The organism is Rhizobium sp. LC145, from assembly GCF_001005825.1.
Taxonomy (GTDB): domain Bacteria; phylum Pseudomonadota; class Alphaproteobacteria; order Rhizobiales; family Rhizobiaceae; genus Neorhizobium.
In genome coordinates, this window is the sequence record NZ_LBHV01000002.1 from 532,703 (window position 1) to 547,496 (window position 14,794).

General features: G+C 60.6%; 15 protein-coding genes. 12 read left to right on the plus strand and 3 right to left on the minus strand.

All coding sequences use genetic code 11. The annotated features are described in order from the left end of the window. Positions 1 to 227: 227 nt before the first annotated feature. From YH62_RS07175 to YH62_RS07215, 9 genes are all read left to right on the plus strand, one after another. Positions 228 to 1,226 (plus strand): iron-siderophore ABC transporter substrate-binding protein, encoded by a 999-nt coding sequence (locus YH62_RS07175; protein WP_046793723.1) that lies wholly within the window; start codon positions 228 to 230, stop codon positions 1,224 to 1,226. Beyond that, positions 1,223 to 2,260: an iron ABC transporter permease gene (locus tag YH62_RS07180; RefSeq protein WP_137326741.1), complete on the plus strand. Its 1,038-nt coding sequence runs from the start codon at positions 1,223 to 1,225 to the stop codon at positions 2,258 to 2,260. The genes YH62_RS07175 and YH62_RS07180 overlap by 4 nt, the downstream gene beginning before the upstream one ends. Continuing rightward, positions 2,260 to 3,297, plus strand: a complete 1,038-nt coding sequence (locus YH62_RS07185; RefSeq protein WP_046793473.1) for an iron ABC transporter permease — start codon at positions 2,260 to 2,262, stop codon at positions 3,295 to 3,297. The genes YH62_RS07180 and YH62_RS07185 overlap by 1 nt, the downstream gene beginning before the upstream one ends. Further along, a complete protein-coding gene (locus tag YH62_RS07190; protein ID WP_046793474.1) occupies positions 3,294 to 4,097 on the plus strand; it encodes an ABC transporter ATP-binding protein in 804 nt (267 codons plus the stop codon). The genes YH62_RS07185 and YH62_RS07190 overlap by 4 nt, the downstream gene beginning before the upstream one ends. A 72-nt stretch (positions 4,098 to 4,169) precedes the next feature. Beyond that, complete coding sequence (locus YH62_RS07195) at positions 4,170 to 5,555, plus strand: cache domain-containing protein (RefSeq protein WP_046793475.1); 1,386 nt, start codon at positions 4,170 to 4,172, stop codon at positions 5,553 to 5,555. Further along, positions 5,552 to 6,199: a response regulator transcription factor gene (locus YH62_RS07200; RefSeq protein WP_046793476.1), complete on the plus strand. Its 648-nt coding sequence runs from the start codon at positions 5,552 to 5,554 to the stop codon at positions 6,197 to 6,199. Before YH62_RS07195 ends, YH62_RS07200 begins: the two co-directional genes overlap by 4 nt. A 122-nt stretch (positions 6,200 to 6,321) precedes the next feature. Further along, the gene (locus YH62_RS07205; RefSeq protein WP_046793477.1) at positions 6,322 to 6,870 is read left to right on the plus strand and encodes a TRAP transporter small permease subunit; all 549 of its coding nucleotides are present in this window, start codon (positions 6,322 to 6,324) and stop codon (positions 6,868 to 6,870) included. A 13-nt stretch (positions 6,871 to 6,883) separates the two neighbouring features. Next, positions 6,884 to 8,464 (plus strand): TRAP transporter large permease subunit, encoded by a 1,581-nt coding sequence (locus tag YH62_RS07210; RefSeq protein WP_046793478.1) that lies wholly within the window; start codon positions 6,884 to 6,886, stop codon positions 8,462 to 8,464. An 88-nt stretch (positions 8,465 to 8,552) separates the two neighbouring features. After that, positions 8,553 to 9,668 (plus strand): TRAP transporter substrate-binding protein, encoded by a 1,116-nt coding sequence (locus YH62_RS07215; RefSeq protein WP_046793479.1) that lies wholly within the window; start codon positions 8,553 to 8,555, stop codon positions 9,666 to 9,668. Between the two features lie 66 nt (positions 9,669 to 9,734). Here the strand turns inward: YH62_RS07215 and YH62_RS07220 are convergent, their stop codons facing one another. Together YH62_RS07220 and YH62_RS07225 are read right to left on the minus strand one after the other, a co-directional pair. Continuing rightward, positions 9,735 to 10,259 (minus strand): DUF4142 domain-containing protein, encoded by a 525-nt coding sequence (locus tag YH62_RS07220; RefSeq protein WP_046793480.1) that lies wholly within the window; start codon positions 10,257 to 10,259, stop codon positions 9,735 to 9,737. Positions 10,260 to 10,613: 354 nt separating this feature from the next. Further along, positions 10,614 to 11,993 carry a S8 family serine peptidase gene (locus tag YH62_RS07225; protein ID WP_046793481.1) on the minus strand — a complete coding sequence of 460 codons (1,380 nt, stop codon included), beginning with the start codon at positions 11,991 to 11,993 and terminating at the stop codon, positions 10,614 to 10,616. A 113-nt stretch (positions 11,994 to 12,106) separates the two neighbouring features. Here YH62_RS07225 and YH62_RS07230 point away from each other — a divergent pair, with 113 nt between their 5' ends. The 3 genes from YH62_RS07230 to YH62_RS07240 all read left to right on the plus strand — a co-directional run bounded on the left by YH62_RS07230 (position 12,107) and on the right by YH62_RS07240 (position 14,189). Further along, entirely contained in the window at positions 12,107 to 12,649 is a 543-nt protein-coding gene (locus YH62_RS07230) for an RNA polymerase sigma factor (protein WP_046793482.1), read from the plus strand. Continuing rightward, the gene (locus YH62_RS07235) at positions 12,646 to 13,398 is read left to right on the plus strand and encodes a hypothetical protein (RefSeq protein WP_046793483.1); all 753 of its coding nucleotides are present in this window, start codon (positions 12,646 to 12,648) and stop codon (positions 13,396 to 13,398) included. The genes YH62_RS07230 and YH62_RS07235 overlap by 4 nt, the downstream gene beginning before the upstream one ends. Positions 13,399 to 13,472: 74 nt before the next feature. Further along, a complete protein-coding gene (locus YH62_RS07240) occupies positions 13,473 to 14,189 on the plus strand; it encodes a DUF6065 family protein (protein ID WP_046793484.1) in 717 nt (238 codons plus the stop codon). 301 nt (positions 14,190 to 14,490) lie between these two features. On the opposite strand, the gene YH62_RS30050 is transcribed toward YH62_RS07240, so the two are convergent. Beyond that, positions 14,491 to 14,709, minus strand: coding sequence for a hypothetical protein (locus YH62_RS30050; RefSeq protein WP_156176935.1), 219 nt, complete (start codon positions 14,707 to 14,709; stop codon positions 14,491 to 14,493). Positions 14,710 to 14,794 lie beyond the last annotated feature (85 nt).

A 14,794-nucleotide genomic window follows, 5' to 3' on the forward strand; every position in this document is an offset into this window, starting at 1 on the left:
CCGATACGTCCGAGATCTCCCTTGGACTGCCGGTCCCGTCAGATGGATTTCATGCCCCTCGCCTCTCCACTAACTTGAGACGATTTGTCCAGTATTGTAGATTTCCCCGTTTTTGTACAAATCTACGGAAACTTCGCCGCGCTTTAGGTGATGCGCGGGCATCGGAGTTGACGTTGCATGATAAACCTGAAACGGAAAGTCCACTTCAAACCATGGAGGGCTTGCCGATGCTGCGGTTCTTTCGTTCTCCCGTGCCATTGGCCGCGATATGCCTCATAATTGCGGGCTTCGGCGGGGCATGGGCAGATGAAACCACCTCTTACCCCATCACCATCAAGCATGCGCTCGGTACGACGACCATCACCAAGAAGCCTCAACGGGTAGCGACCGTCGCCTGGGCGAACCACGAAGTGCCACTGGCGCTCGGTATCGTTCCCGTCGGAATCGCCGCAGCCAACTTCGGCGACGATGATGGCGACGGGTTTCTGCCATGGGTTGCGGAAAAGCTTGCAGAACTCGGGGCCGGAAAGCCGGTGCTTTTCGATGAAGGCGACGGCATCGATTTCGAGGCGGTCGCCGCGACCCGGCCCGATGTGATCCTGGCCTCCTATTCCGGGTTGAGCCAATCGGATTACGACACGCTCAGCCAGATCGCTCCGGTCGTCGCCTATCCCTCATCCGCCTGGGGGACCGACTGGCGCGAGATGATCCGTTTCAACAGTGCCGGGCTCGGCATGGCGGCCGAGGGCGATGCGTTGATCAAGCGGATCGAGGGTGAAATCGCCGAAGCTGTCGGCAGGCACCCCGAACTCAAGGGCAAGTCGGCGATGTTCATCACTCATCTGGACACTTCCAACCTTAGCATCGTCAATTTCTACACGACCAACGACACGCGGGTAAAATTCTTTCAGGATCTGGGACTTGGCTCGCCGCAGAGCGTGATCGAAGCATCGAAGCCGGGACAATATTCGGGCGCGATCAGCGCCGAACGGATCGATGCCTTCGACGATGTGGACATAGTCGTGACCTATGGAGGCCAGGATTTGCGCGCCGCGCTGGCCACCGATCCTCTGATGTCGCGGATGCCTGCCGTCAAGCATGACGCGGTGGTCATGCTCGGCCGCGATCCGCTGGGTACGGCGGCCAATCCGACGCCACTGTCGATTCCATGGGTTTTGAACGGTTACGTGGATCTACTGGCCAAAGCTGCCGCAAGAAACGAATGATGGTGCGCACCATACCCTCGGCACGGGCCCCTTCCTATCGGGCAAGCGGGCTCAGGCTGCTGTGGCTGCTTGCGGTGGTCGCGAGTGTCGGCGTCCTGCTCGCTCTGTCGGTCGCAGTCGGCACGCGCTCCGTCGGATGGGGCGACATCATGACTGCGCTCGAAGGCAAGGTCGACAGCATCGATCAAGCGGCGGTGGCCGCGCGCATCCCGCGAACCCTGCTTGCAGGGCTGGCCGGCGCGGCGCTCGGGCTTGCGGGAGCGATCATGCAGGGGGTGACCCGCAATCCGCTCGCCGATCCCGGGATCTTGGGCGTCAATCTCGGCGCCTCGCTGGCCGTCGTTATCGGGGTCGTCTGGTTCAATATCGCCTCGGCCAACGCCTATATCTGGACGGCGGTGCTGGGAGCCGGTGTCTCGGCCATCTTCGTCTATACCATCGGCTCGCTCGGCCGCGGCGGCGCGACGCCGCTGAAACTGGCGCTGGCCGGAGTGGCGACGTCTGTCGCCTTCTCGTCACTTGTCCTTGCCGTCGTTTTGCCTCGCGCCGATATCGCGGGCGGCATCCGCTCCTGGCAGATCGGTGGGGTCGGAGGGGCGACCTTCAATGCCGTCTCGCATGTATCACCTTTCCTCGCGGCGGGCTTCCTGCTTGCGTTGATGTCGGCGCAAAAGCTGAACACGCTTGCACTGGGCGACGAACTCGCAGCCGGGTTAGGGGAGCGTGTCGAGTTGGCGCGCGCAATGGCAGCACTCAGTGCGATCCTTCTATGCGGCGCGACCACCGCGGTTTGCGGGCCGATCGGTTTCGTCGGGCTGATCGTGCCGCATCTCTGCCGCCTGCTTGTCGGGGTCGATCATCGCTGGCTATTGCCGTTCTCCGCATTGGCCGGCGCTTGCCTGCTGCTCGCCTCCGATATCGTCGGCCGCATCATCGCCCGTCCGAACGAACTTGAGGTTGGCATAGTCACCGCCTTTGTCGGCGCACCGTTCTTCATCTGGATCGTCAGACGCCAGCGGGTTCGTGACCTTTGATGATACAGTCTCTACCCGTCGATATCGTCATCCATGGCCGCCGCAGCCGCGCGCATAGGCGCCGTCTGGTGATCGCGCTTCTGCTGATCCTGCTTGCAGCAATCTTCGCGCTGACGCTGGTGATCGGCCAGAACTATACGCCGCCCGGCGACGTCATGCGTGTGCTGCTGGGTGAGGACGTACCGGGCGCCGCCTTCACCGTCCGGCAACTACGCCTACCCCGCGCGGTCCTGTCGCTGTTGGCAGGGCTCAGTTTCGGGCTCGGGGGAGCTGCATTCCAGATCATGCTGCGCAACCCGCTTGCCAGCCCGGATATCATCGGCATCAATCTCGGCGCCAGCGCAGCGGCGGTCTTTGCCATCGTTGTGCTGTCGTTGAACGGCTCCGCTGTGTCCGTCTTCGCCGTAATCGCGGGATTGAGCGTAGCGCTCCTGATTTATGCGCTCTCCTTCCGCAATGGCGTCGCAGGCACCCGGCTGATCCTTGTTGGGATTGGTGTGGCTGCCATCTTGGAAAGCTTCATCTCCTACACCCTTTCCCAGGCCCCCGCCTGGAACCTGCAGGAGGCGATGCGCTGGCTGACCGGCAGCGTCAACGGCGCGCGGCTCGATCAGGCTGTCCCGGTATTGTTGTCGCTTGCGGTCTTTGGCGGGCTTTTGTTAAGCCGCGCCCGCGATCTCGACACTTTGAAACTCGGGGACGATACCGCCGCAGCGCTGGGCACCAACGTCGCCCTCACCCGTATTGTCGTGATGGTCACTGCGGTCGGCATGATCGCGGTCGCGACGGCCGTGACCGGCCCGATCTCCTTCGTGGCTTTCCTTTCCGGATCGATCGCCGCCCGCATCATCGGCGGAAACGGATCTTTGCTGATCCCCTCTGCTTTGGTCGGGGCCCTGCTGGTGCTGCTCGGAGATTATGTCGGCCAGTTCCTGCTGCCCAGCCGCTACCCCGTGGGCGTCGTCACCGGCGCATTGGGAGCGCCTTACCTGATCTACCTCATCATTCGCGTCAACCGAAGCGGAGGTTCCCTATGACCGCCCATACCCTGACCGCCAGCCAGCTTTCGGCCGGATATGGCGACACGGTTATCCTCGAGGGGCTGGACCTGGAGGTGCCGCCCGGCCGGATCACCACCATCGTCGGCGCCAATGCCTGCGGCAAATCCACCCTTTTACGGGCAATGTCACGGCTCTTGTCGCCGCGCCAGGGCCATGTCCTGCTGGACGGCAAGTCGATCCATCGCATGCCGCCGCGGCAGTTGGCGCGCACGCTGGGTCTGTTGCCCCAGTCCCCTATCGCGCCCGAGGGAATCATTGTCGCCGATCTCGTCAGCCGCGGGCGTCACCCTCATCACGGCGTGCTGTCCCGCTGGACCCGCGGCGATGACGAAGCCGTGGCGGCCGCCCTGGAGGCAACCAAGACCGCGGCATTGGCCAGCCGCCCCGTGGATGAACTATCCGGCGGCCAGCGCCAGCGTGTCTGGATCGCCATGGCGCTTGCTCAGCGGACCGATCTTCTGCTGCTGGACGAGCCGACGACATTCCTCGACATCAGCCATCAGATCGAGGTGCTTGATCTGCTCACCGACCTCAATCAGACGCGTGGGACCACGATCGTGATGGTTCTGCATGACCTGAACCTTGCCGCGCGTTACGCCGATTACCTCGTCGCGATGGCGGGAGGGCGGCTGCATGTTTGCGGCAAGCCGGAAGACGTGCTGACGGAAGAGAACGTGCGCCATGTCTTCGGCCTCGAAAGCCGCATCATCGCCGACCCTCTCTCCGGCCGACCTATCATGCTGCCAATCGGCCGCCATCGGATGACGGCGACGTAAGGAGCGCTTGAGCGCGAGAGTATTTCCGAAGATAAGAAGGGGCAGTTTCCAAGAAACAGAAGGCAGCCGCCCGTGCACCTGCGTCATCAGATCGTTGCCCTGGCCATCGTTCCGCTGATAATCGCTATCCTGACGATCACCGCCTTCATCACATGGCAGTCCGCGACACTCGTCCAGACGAGCATAGACACGTTCGAGCGGAACATGCTGAAGGCCAAGGAGACCGAGCTTCTGAACCTGACGAATCTCGCACTTTCCGCGATCGCCGAGGTATATCAGTCGGCTGGGGAAAACGACGATGCGGCCAAAGAGGAAGTCCAGCGCATCCTGACTTCCCTTGATTATGGCCAGGACGGTTATTTCTTCGTCTACGACTATAACGGCAACAATGTCGTGCATCCCCGCCAGACGTTCCGACCCGGACACAATTGGCTGAATCTCGTGGATCCTGACGGCGACAGGGTAATCGCCAACCTCATCGAAAAGGCCGAAGCCGGCGGTGGGCTCCACCAGTACAAGTGGGAAAAGCCCTCGACCGGCGAGATGGCGGACAAGCTTTCATTCGCCGTAGGCCTGGACAAATGGCGGTGGATGATCGGCACCGGGGTCTATCTTGACGACGTCTTCGCGCAGACAGCGGCGGCGAAGGCCGACCTGCGCGACAACATCCGCCGAACATTCTTGATCGTGATGCTGATCGCCGTTCCTTCGGTGCTGATCGTCTTTGCCACGGGCCTGTGGATCACCCTTCACGAGCGCCGGATGGCCGACGGCAAGCTGAAACAGTTGACGCAACGCATCGTTGACGCCCAGGAAGAGGAACGGATGCGGCTCGCAAGGGAGCTTCACGACGGAATTTCCCAAAACCTCATCGGTGTCCGTTACGTGCTCGACCTTGCCAGCAGGAAGGTCAGCGCCAAGGGCGAGGAAGCTGGCATGGCGATCGACCGGGGCATCGAGGCCCTGAACGGGGCAATCAAGGAAGTGCGTAATCTTTCCCATCAGCTCAGACCGCGCATGCTGGACGACCTGGGACTGACCGCCGCGCTCACCTCGCTCGGAGAGCAGTTCACGGAACGGACAGGTATAGAAACGAGGATCGAATCCACCTCGAGGGAAGTGCTGAATCCGGAAGCGAACACGGCGCTTTATCGTATCGCCCAGGAGGCGCTGACGAATGTCGAGCGTCACTCCGGTGCGACGAAGGTGGAAATCAGCATCTGGAGCACGAAAGGGCGTGTGAGGATGACGATCTCGGACGACGGAATAGGCTTCGACGAGTCTTCCAGACGAAACGGTTCGAGATCGGGCGGGCTTGGGCTTAGAAACATGCAGGAGCGTCTTGCCCATTTCGGCGGCGTGCTGCTGGCGAAATCGACCGGCGAAGGCACCGTCCTGACCGCGATGCTTCCAAAATCAGCCAATCTCGGCAAAATCATCTCCCGCGAGGCCGCATGAGCGAGCGCGAAAAGATTAAGGTCCTCCTCATAGACAACCACCCGCTCGTGCTCGAGGGTCTGAAGGCCGTGCTGGAGACCTTCGCGCATATCATGGTTGTCGGCACGGCGCATCTCGCCAGGCAGGGATTGGAGCTGGCGGCGCGCACGCGCCCCACCGTCGTGCTGATGGATATCAATATGCCGCAACTGAACGGAATAGACGCGATCGAGCTGTTCAAGCGCGAAGTTCCCGATGCGAAGATCCTCATGCTCTCGATGCATGACAGCCGGGAATACATCTCGGCATCCGTCCTCCAGGGCGCTGCGGGCTATGTCCTCAAGGACGTACCGAACGAAGAGATCGTCGCTGCGATCGAGACTGTCGCAGGGGGAGGCACCTATTTCTCCTCCGGTGTTCCGGAGGCCCTCCTTCAGCGGCGGGAATCCGAGGACGCGGCGATCCTTCCCCTCACCTCGCGCGAGCGGGAAATCCTGATCCTCCTTGCCGCGGGGCAAAGCAACAAGGAGATCGCGACGGTCTTGGCGATTTCGGCGTTTACGGTCGAGACCCATCGCAAGAGCATCAAGAAGAAACTGGGTATTTCGACAACGGCAGGACTGACGCGTTTCGCGCTGGAGCGAGGCCTGATCGCCGAAGCGTGATCGGCATACCCAGAAGTGGGTAGCCGCATTCCTTTTGCCTTCGCAGCTATATTGTGAGGCAAGTCCGCAGCACGTAGGTCCAATCCGACGGTCGTCCAAGCGGCCATCGGGGAGGATATTTCATGACAGGGCTGTTATCGCTCTCGCGCGCGATCGACGCGATCAATACGTTTTTTGGCAAGGCCGTATCCTGGCTGCTGCTGCTGGCCATTATCATCAGCGCGGTAAACGCCACCACACGCAAGCTTTTCAATCTCAGCTCCAACGCCTGGCTCGAAGCGCAGTGGTACCTCTTCTCCGCCGCCTTCCTGGTTGCCGCCGCCTATACGCTTCTGTCCAGCGAGCATGTGAGAGTGGATCTCGTTTACGGCAATCTGCCACGCAAGGCACAGCTTTGGGTTGAAATTCTCGGTACGATCTTCTTCCTCTTCCCGTTTTGTCTGGTCACCATCTACCTATCCTGGCCGACGGTGATCGAGAAATTTTCGACCGGTGAAGTTTCGAACAATACAGGGGGCCTTATCCTCTGGCCGGTCTGGGCGATGATTCCGCTCGGGTTCGGTCTTCTCGCCTTGCAGGGCCTTTCCGAACTCATCAAGCGCATCGCGATCCTGCGGGGCGATCTGCCGGACTCGGTGGCGCTCGCCGATGCCGAAGCCAAGGCCCTTTGAGGGAATTCCATAGATGTTTGCTTTCTTCGCGGAAAATCTCGCACCGATCATGTTCCTGTCGCTGATCGTGGTGCTGCTCATCGGCTATCCGGTCGCCTTTGCCCTTGCCTTCGTGGGTTTTGTCTTCGGGTTCGTCGGCATCGAAATGGGCCTCCTGCCGGCCAATCTGTTCGGCGCGATCCCGGACCGGATATTCGGGCAGATGTCGAACGAGACCCTGCTTGCTATCCCCTTCTTCACCTTCATGGGTCTGATCCTGGAGAGAAGCGGGATGGCCGAGGATCTACTCGACACGATCGGGCAGCTTTTCGGGCCGGTTCGAGGTGGTCTCGCCTTCGCCGTCATCTTCGTCGGCGCCATTCTTGCCGCAACGACGGGCGTGGTCGCAGCCTCCGTCATCTCCATGGGTTTGATCTCGCTGCCCATCATGCTCCGCTACGGCTATGACCGGAAAGTCGCTTCAGGCACCATCGCCGCTTCCGGAACGCTCGCGCAGATCATCCCACCCAGCCTCGTCCTGATCATCCTCGCCGACCAGCTCGGCCGCTCGGTCGGCGACATGTACAAGGGCGCGCTCGTTCCCGGTCTTCTGCTGGTCGCCGCCTATGCCGGCTACATCATCCTGATGTCTCTGATCCAGCCCGCAAGCGTGCCGGCACTTCCGCTGGAAGCGAGGACACTCAAGGGCTGGAAGCTCTTTCAGCGCGTGATCATTTCCCTCGTGCCGCCGCTGGTGCTGATCTTCCTGGTGCTCGGCACGATTTTCATCGGTCTGGCAACACCGACGGAAGGCGGCGCTATGGGGGCCGTCGGCGCGCTGGCGCTTGCTGCGATCAATCGCCGGCTAACCATTGCCATGATCAAGTCGGCGCTCTACGCGACCGTGAAGCTTTCCTCCTTCGTCATCTTCATCCTTCTCGGCGCTCGCGTTTTCTCACTCACCTTTTACGGCGTGAACGGCCATATCTGGGTAGAGCACCTGATGACGTCCATCCCCGGCGGCGAAGTCGGCTTTCTGATCGTCGCCAACCTGCTCGTCTTCTTCCTGGCCTTCTTCCTGGATTATTTCGAGCTCGCCTTCATCATCATTCCGCTACTGGCCCCGGTCGCGGACAGCCTTGGGATCGCCCTCATCTGGTTCGGCGTGATGCTGGCGATCAACATGCAGCCCTCGTTCATGCCCCCGCCGTTCGGCTTCTCGCTGTTCTACCTGCGCTCTGTCGCTCCCAACCGGGCCTATAAGGACAGGGTGACCGGCCAGACCATCCAGCCGGTCACTTCCGGGCAGATCTACATGGGAGCCCTCCCCTATCTGGCCATACAGCTCGTCATGGTGGCCCTGGTGATCACCTTCCCGCAGCTGGTGACGCACTATAAGTCCGGTCAAACTGCCGTCGATCCGGCCACCATCGAGCTCAATGTGCCGATGCCGGGCGAAGACGGAGGCAACCCGTTCGGCACGCCCGCACCGCCTTTCGGCGCCGAACCCTCGGAAGGCGAGATACCGCCGCCGGCATTCGGCTCGCCCACACCGGATTTCGGTTCTCCCACCCCGAGTTTCGGAGCACCCCAGTCGGGCGCAAACAGCCCCTGATCGACAAATCCGCGCCCGACATCACGGGCGTGGCCATTATCCGGCCAAGGCACTTGACCGTGATCCAACCCAAATGAGGAGGACAGACATGACCGATACATTAAGCCGTCGCGGCTTCCTGACGAAGGGCGCGCTTGCAGGCGCCGCCACGGCGGCCGGCGCCTCGCTTGCCGCCCCGGCCATCGCCCAGGAGCTTCCCACGCTCCGCTGGCGCCTGACATCCGGCTTTCCCAACAACCTCGACACGATCTACGGCGGCGCCGTCGTCATGGCCGAGGCGCTTTCCAAAATCACCGAGGGCAAGTTCCAGATCCAGGTCTTCCAGGCCGGCGAACTGGTTCCCGGTGCTCAGGCGATCGATGCAGTGAAGGCCAACACCGTCGAACTGGCTCACACCTGCGGCTACTATTTCACCGGAAAGGATCCGACGTTCGCGATCGGCTCCACAATCCCCTTCGGTCTCAACGGACGTCAGCAGAACGCCTGGCTCTATCATGGGGGCGGCAACGAAGCCTATAACGAGTTCCTGGCCGACTATGGCGTCGTCGGCATTCCGGGCGGTGCCACGGGCGCTCAGATGGGCGGCTGGTTCCGCAAGGAGATCAAGAGCGCGGCCGACCTCCAGGGCGTTAAGATGCGTATTGCCGGTGTCGCCGGCGAGGTGATGTCGCGCCTCGGCGTCGTCCCGCAGCAGCTACCGGGCGGCGACATCTACCCGGCGCTGGAGCGTGGGACGATAGATGCGGCCGAATGGATCGGACCCTATGACGATGAGAAGCTCGGCTTCTATCAGATCGCCCCGAACTACTACTATCCGGCATATTGGGAAGGCGGGTTGACGATCCACTTCTTCATCAACAAGGCGCAGTATGAAAGCCTGCCGGAAGCCTACAAGGCGGCTCTCGACACGGCCTGCAAGGCGGCCAACGTCAACATGCAGGCGCTCTACGACGTCAAGAACACGACGGCGATCCGATCGCTTGTGGGCAAGGGCGTGAAGTTGCGTCCTCTACCCCGCGACGTGATGGATGCCGCCTACAAGGCAGCATTCGAACTCTACGGCGAATATGCCGAGAAGCACCCGGCTTGGGCGAAGATCTATCCTGGCTGGAAAAAGTTCCGCGATGAATCCTTCGAATGGTTCCGTGTCGCCGAATATAGCTACGACAGCTACATGTATGCGGCCCAGGCTGCAAAGAAATAAGAGCTGAAAGACCGGGGCGAAAGCCCCGGTCATTCTCCCGGCTTCGCTTGCCGAATATCTTTCGAGCTATTCATTGAGCTCTTTCGCCATTTGAAGATGGTGCTCCAGTGCCGAGACCTTGCTGGCGGCCCAGGACTTGAGCTCCGCGTTTTCACCTTCTTCGCCGTAGCGCTTGAACAAGTCCACAGCTTCCTCATGCGCCTCGACCTGGTCCGATCGATATTGCTGGGTAAACTCGTCGCCCTGCAGACTGTTCAACTTGTCGAGCAATTCCTGGTGAGCCGTCGTCATGGCTGTCGGTAGGGCCGCATTCACCTTTTCGCCGTCAACCAATTGCTTGAGCTCGGCCGTCGTCTTCTGATGATCCTGGATCATCTGCTGCGCGAAAGTTTTCGTCGCGGCATCACTACGTTCGGCCGCGAGTTTGCTCGATTCAATTTCGAACATATCGCTCGATGCCGCCTCCTTCACGAAATCCTCGGTCTTGGGAGCCACGCCCATCAGCGTGTTCACGCCGGATTTTTCCGCCGCGGATTGCGCAAGAGCTGATGTTGCCGCCAGCATGGCGGCCATGACAACGATCTTTTTCATGTAGTTCTCCTTCCAATGGAACTGAAAGACGAACAGGGAGCCAGCAATGTTGTTCCAGCCGATGGCGACAGCAACCGCCGGAGATCTGACTTTTAATTCTGGCGATGTTGCATGTATGCACTCGACTCTCCGCAGGCCGCATGTATCGATTGGCGGACAGTGCGTGCGAGGGGACGAGCCGTGTTTTTCGAGTGGGACGCTTACCTTATCAAGATGCTCATGGCCTGGGTGGCCGCAATCATGGTTGCGGGCTTTCCGGTATGGCTGCTCGTCAACGCGGTCACGATCTAGACGCGTTTCCTCCTAATTCCGAGACAATATTATCGACGTGCGGCCGGTCGAGACGAGCTTTGGCTATCTCGCGCACAGAGTAGCAGCGCTCAGAAGTCCCCATCCATAAATCACATCCTTGCCTGGCGCTCCCATGTCCGCAGCGCTTCGCATCAATTCCGTCTCGATCTCCCGCGAGGTGAGTTCCGGGCGGGTGGCCCGCAGGACCGCAGCAGCCGCGGTAACGAATGGAGCGGCAAATGATGTGCCGCTCTTTTGCCGCGCACCGGAGATCGAAGCCGCTGTCCAGACACCGACGCCTGGAGCGGCGATATCGATATGCGGCCCGCGCACCGCGCGGCGATAGGGGTTTCGCGCGCGATCCACCGCGGTGACAGCAATCACATCTTCATAGGCTGCAGGATAAACCGGTTTTGCATTGGGGCCATCATTGCCGGCGGCAGCGATCAGGATGGCACCCTGCCCGACCGAGGTACGGACCGCTTGCTCGAGCAGCAGGTTCGGCGGGCCCGTAAGGCTCAGATTGACCACCCTCACCCCACGCCGAGCAAGAAGATCCAGCGCTCGCACGAGATCATATGCGCTGGCGATATCGGTCGTATTGCCGAAGCGGTGAAAGGCATCAACAGCGATGAGTTCGGATGAGGGAAGCAATCCGGGGGTTCGGCCTTCGGGCGAGCCGACGAGAAGTGCGGCGACCGCCGTGCCATGCTGCTCGCCCGATCGGGGCAAGCTCTCTTTACCGAGACGGATCACCTCTATGCGGGCGCTGTCGAAAGCGGCATGATCCGCGTTGATGGCCGTATCGACGAGGCCGATCGGCTGCGGGGCGACGCAAGTATGGCTTTTGCCTGGTTCGACCGGCCACCCAACCATGTACCGCACCAACGCGCAGCCACTCTTGCCGCAAGCCGATGAGCCATCCTGTTCGGGCCTGTAGTAATGGTTGAAATCCACCGACGCTGAAGGAGCCTGCGTCGCGACCATCTGACGAGCAGCATCGAGCGTCATGCCCTGTGGGATTGTCAGCCGCACAAGTTCGCTCCCGACAAGCGCAATCTGCTGGCGATCGTCCACCGCAAAGCCGGTCTGCACCAGGCTGGCGATCGACGCTTCGTCCAGTCCGAGCGCAGCGATTTCGTTCGGGGCTCGATCGGGAACGACGACCCGGCGCCGGACCGGGGCCGGCCGTGATTCACGCCTAGGTGCACGCCATAGCGAGCGGATGTCCCTGCGCCTATCATCGTCATCATCGCGGTAGTACCGGTCGCCGTCTCCGCCGTCATCATCGTCTCCCCCATCATCGTCATCGTCATCCGCATAGGCGGCGGAGGCGCCGGAAAAGCCGATGTGTTGGGCAGCAGGCAGCGCCAGTTCCCCTGCAAGAATGAGGCAGAGGAGTGCGGCCAACCGGCTGGCAAAGCTTGCAAGCGAACAGGTCATTTCACCATCTCCGATTGAGATCATGTCGATTCATGCGGCGCTAACGCGTTCCATGCTACTGCGAGTAGACGGATGACTCGACAGAATATTCCGCGCCGTGCCAAAGATTTCCGATGACGAACGATATGCTCACCGTGCCCGAACGGCTGGTCGCCTTTCTGCCGAATCTTCGGCGGTTCGCGATTTCGCTCTGCCATTCGCGTGAGCTTGCCGACGATCTGGTGCAATCCACCTGCGAGCGCGCGATTGCCGCGGCGGACACTTTCGTGGCGGGCACCCGCTTCGACGCGTGGCTGTTCAGAATTCTCCGGAACCTCTGGATCGACCACCTGCGGCGCGCCAAGACGGCCGGACCGCAGGAGGATCTCGACCAGGCGAGTGAGGTCTCCACTCCTTCCGGCGAAGCAGCCTCGGATGCCCGCATGGCTCTTCTGGAGGTCACCGAAGCGCTTCAAAAGCTTCCGGAAGAACAACGGGAAGTTCTGGTCCTCGTATGCGTCGAGGAGTTGAGCTATCGCGATACCGCCGAGGTCCTGTCAATTCCGATCGGTACGGTGATGAGTCGCCTTGCGCGAGCCCGCAAGAATCTCGCCGATCTGATGGGAATAAGCATCGAAGGAAAACGTTCGTCAGGCATGAAAGGCGGCGTAGCATGAAACAACCGGAATTCGACGACGAGACATTGATGGCTTATGCCGATGGCGAGCTAGGCGATGAGACCACCGCCCGGCTTGAAGCCGCTCTCGAAACCGATGAAGCCCTCGCTGCCCGCCTTGCTGTCTTTCTCGACAGCCGGGCCACAGTCGCCTCTGCGCTGAAGCCGCTGATTCATGAACCGGTTCCCGAAGCGCTTCTAACCTCCGTCAGGCGCATGGCTGAAAAGGCCGGGCCGGTTGAAGACGGGCTGGAGAGGAAGGTCATCGCATTCCGCCAGAAACAAACGGCGCCGTCGCGGCCCATTCATCGTCCCTGGCTCATTCCGATCGCCGCATCGCTGGTGGCTGTCATTGCAGGTTTTGGGGGGTTCATGCTCGGGCGAGAAATCGGCGTCACAGGAGCGGGCACCGATGCTGCACTTGCCGCTGCGCTCGACCGTGAAACTTCGGGGAATGACGTGACGCTCAGCGGCTCAAATGAAACGCTGCGTGTGGTTGCCAGTTTCCGGGACGAGCATGGTGATCTCTGCCGAGAATACGAACGCGTGCGTCACGGCGTAAGTACGGTCTCGATTGCATGCCGCGAAGCCGGTACGTGGGTAACCCGGCTGGCATTGTCTGCTCCGCATGCGGAGGGCTATACCACGGCTTCCGCCCAGGAAACGATCGACGCCTATCTTTCTTCCATCCACGCAGGCGCCCCGCTCACCCCTGAGGAAGAGCGGGCGGCGCTCGCTGCCCTTCGCTGAAAATTTACATATCCACGGGAATAATCTCAACTCCCTGCCGTTTCCCTCATCATTGAACATGTGAGGAGACCGCGATGAAGCTCTCTCTGCTGAAAAAGCCGCAGCCGATGATAACCTTCCTCTGCCGCAAGGAGGACGAGGGCGTGATCCCTGCGCCCGTGCAGGCAAAAACTGCCCTGCCCACCTGGTTCCGCAAGCTGCCACCCGTCAGCGAAGATCACGTCTCGCCCAATGACAGTGGGCTCACCGTAAAGCGCTGCATGCCGTTTCTGGACGCCATGACTGCCGGCTGGGTGATCGGTCTTGCCGCAACGGTGCGGATGGAAATCGCCGATAGCGGCAGTACGGTGAAATGCGGCTGGGATTTCGATCGCACCATGGTCAGCAATCACGCGAGCCATCAGGTCGCCGGAAATCCCCGCGAGCCGCTACCGCCCTGCAAGTTTCACAACTATTGGACCATCCGCACGCCACCCGGCTGGAGTTGCCTTTTCGTGCCGCCGCTCAATCGGCCGAACGGAGTATTCGAGATCGTCGCCGGTATTGTCGATACGGATAGCTACCAGTCCGAAATTCATTTTCCCTTCTTCGCCACGGGGGAGGACGGCCTGCATGTGCTGGAACGTGGCACCCCGATCGTGCAGATCATCCCCTTCCGCCGCGAAACGTCTGATCTGTCGGCCGAGATCCGCGCCGAAAGCGGGCAGGAAGAGGTGGTTCGAAAGACGATCTTCCGCAAGACGCTCGCTTCGGATGGCTGGTATAGAAAGTTCGCGCGCGCCCAGCGATAACGCCATCAGGAAAATGCATCTGACACCGTCACCGGGATACGAAACCGGCGACGGCGCTCGCCTGTGAGAAAACATCGATAAACTACTGAAATATTTTAAATATTTTGGAATAAATGCGACTTCACGCCGTTTCTCCTTTGCGGCCGGCAAACGGCTGTTATTGAAGGAGAAACACCATGAAAAAAGTCATCGCAATGTTGAGTGCTTTTCTGGCACTAGGGGGCGTGACTCCCGCACCGGCCAATGCCGATGATCCGCTCACGCGCTTCCTCGACAAATCGTTCCACAGCGGCAAGGCAACCTATGCCTCTTCCCGTCGTAGTCGGGATGATGGCCGGAAAGGCTGGTCGAACTCCAGTTCGAACCGGAATTCGAACAGCTCGTCGAATTCGTCGAGCGACTCGAACTCCAATTCAAGCTCCAACAGCAATTCCAATTCGTCCAGTAATTCGAGTTCCAATAGCAATTCGAACTCTTCGAGTAATTCCAGCTCGAACAGCTCGTCCAACTCATCCAGCAATTCGAGCTCGAACTCCTCCTCCGACGACGATTGATGCGTCTAGAGATGCCCGCCGCCTTTCACAGGGCGGCGGGTGCCGGCCGTC

What these genes read in the sequence shown, in the direction of transcription:
- YH62_RS07175 (WP_046793723.1), top strand. Translation starts at nt 228, where the DNA reads ATGCTGCGGTTCTTTCGTTCTCCCGTGCCATTGGCCGCGATATGCCTC.
- YH62_RS07180 (WP_137326741.1), top strand. Translation starts at nt 1,223, where the DNA reads ATGATGGTGCGCACCATACCCTCGGCACGGGCCCCTTCCTATCGGGCA.
- YH62_RS07185 (WP_046793473.1), top strand. Translation starts at nt 2,260, where the DNA reads ATGATACAGTCTCTACCCGTCGATATCGTCATCCATGGCCGCCGCAGC.
- YH62_RS07190 (WP_046793474.1), top strand. Translation starts at nt 3,294, where the DNA reads ATGACCGCCCATACCCTGACCGCCAGCCAGCTTTCGGCCGGATATGGC.
- YH62_RS07200 (WP_046793476.1), top strand. Translation starts at nt 5,552, where the DNA reads ATGAGCGAGCGCGAAAAGATTAAGGTCCTCCTCATAGACAACCACCCG.
- YH62_RS07205 (WP_046793477.1), top strand. Translation starts at nt 6,322, where the DNA reads ATGACAGGGCTGTTATCGCTCTCGCGCGCGATCGACGCGATCAATACG.
- YH62_RS07210 (WP_046793478.1), top strand. Translation starts at nt 6,884, where the DNA reads ATGTTTGCTTTCTTCGCGGAAAATCTCGCACCGATCATGTTCCTGTCG.
- YH62_RS07215 (WP_046793479.1), top strand. Translation starts at nt 8,553, where the DNA reads ATGACCGATACATTAAGCCGTCGCGGCTTCCTGACGAAGGGCGCGCTT.
- YH62_RS07220 (WP_046793480.1), bottom strand. Translation starts at nt 10,259, where the DNA reads ATGAAAAAGATCGTTGTCATGGCCGCCATGCTGGCGGCAACATCAGCT.
- YH62_RS07225 (WP_046793481.1), bottom strand. Translation starts at nt 11,993, where the DNA reads ATGACCTGTTCGCTTGCAAGCTTTGCCAGCCGGTTGGCCGCACTCCTC.
- YH62_RS07230 (WP_046793482.1), top strand. Translation starts at nt 12,107, where the DNA reads ATGACGAACGATATGCTCACCGTGCCCGAACGGCTGGTCGCCTTTCTG.
- YH62_RS07235 (WP_046793483.1), top strand. Translation starts at nt 12,646, where the DNA reads ATGAAACAACCGGAATTCGACGACGAGACATTGATGGCTTATGCCGAT.
- YH62_RS07240 (WP_046793484.1), top strand. Translation starts at nt 13,473, where the DNA reads ATGAAGCTCTCTCTGCTGAAAAAGCCGCAGCCGATGATAACCTTCCTC.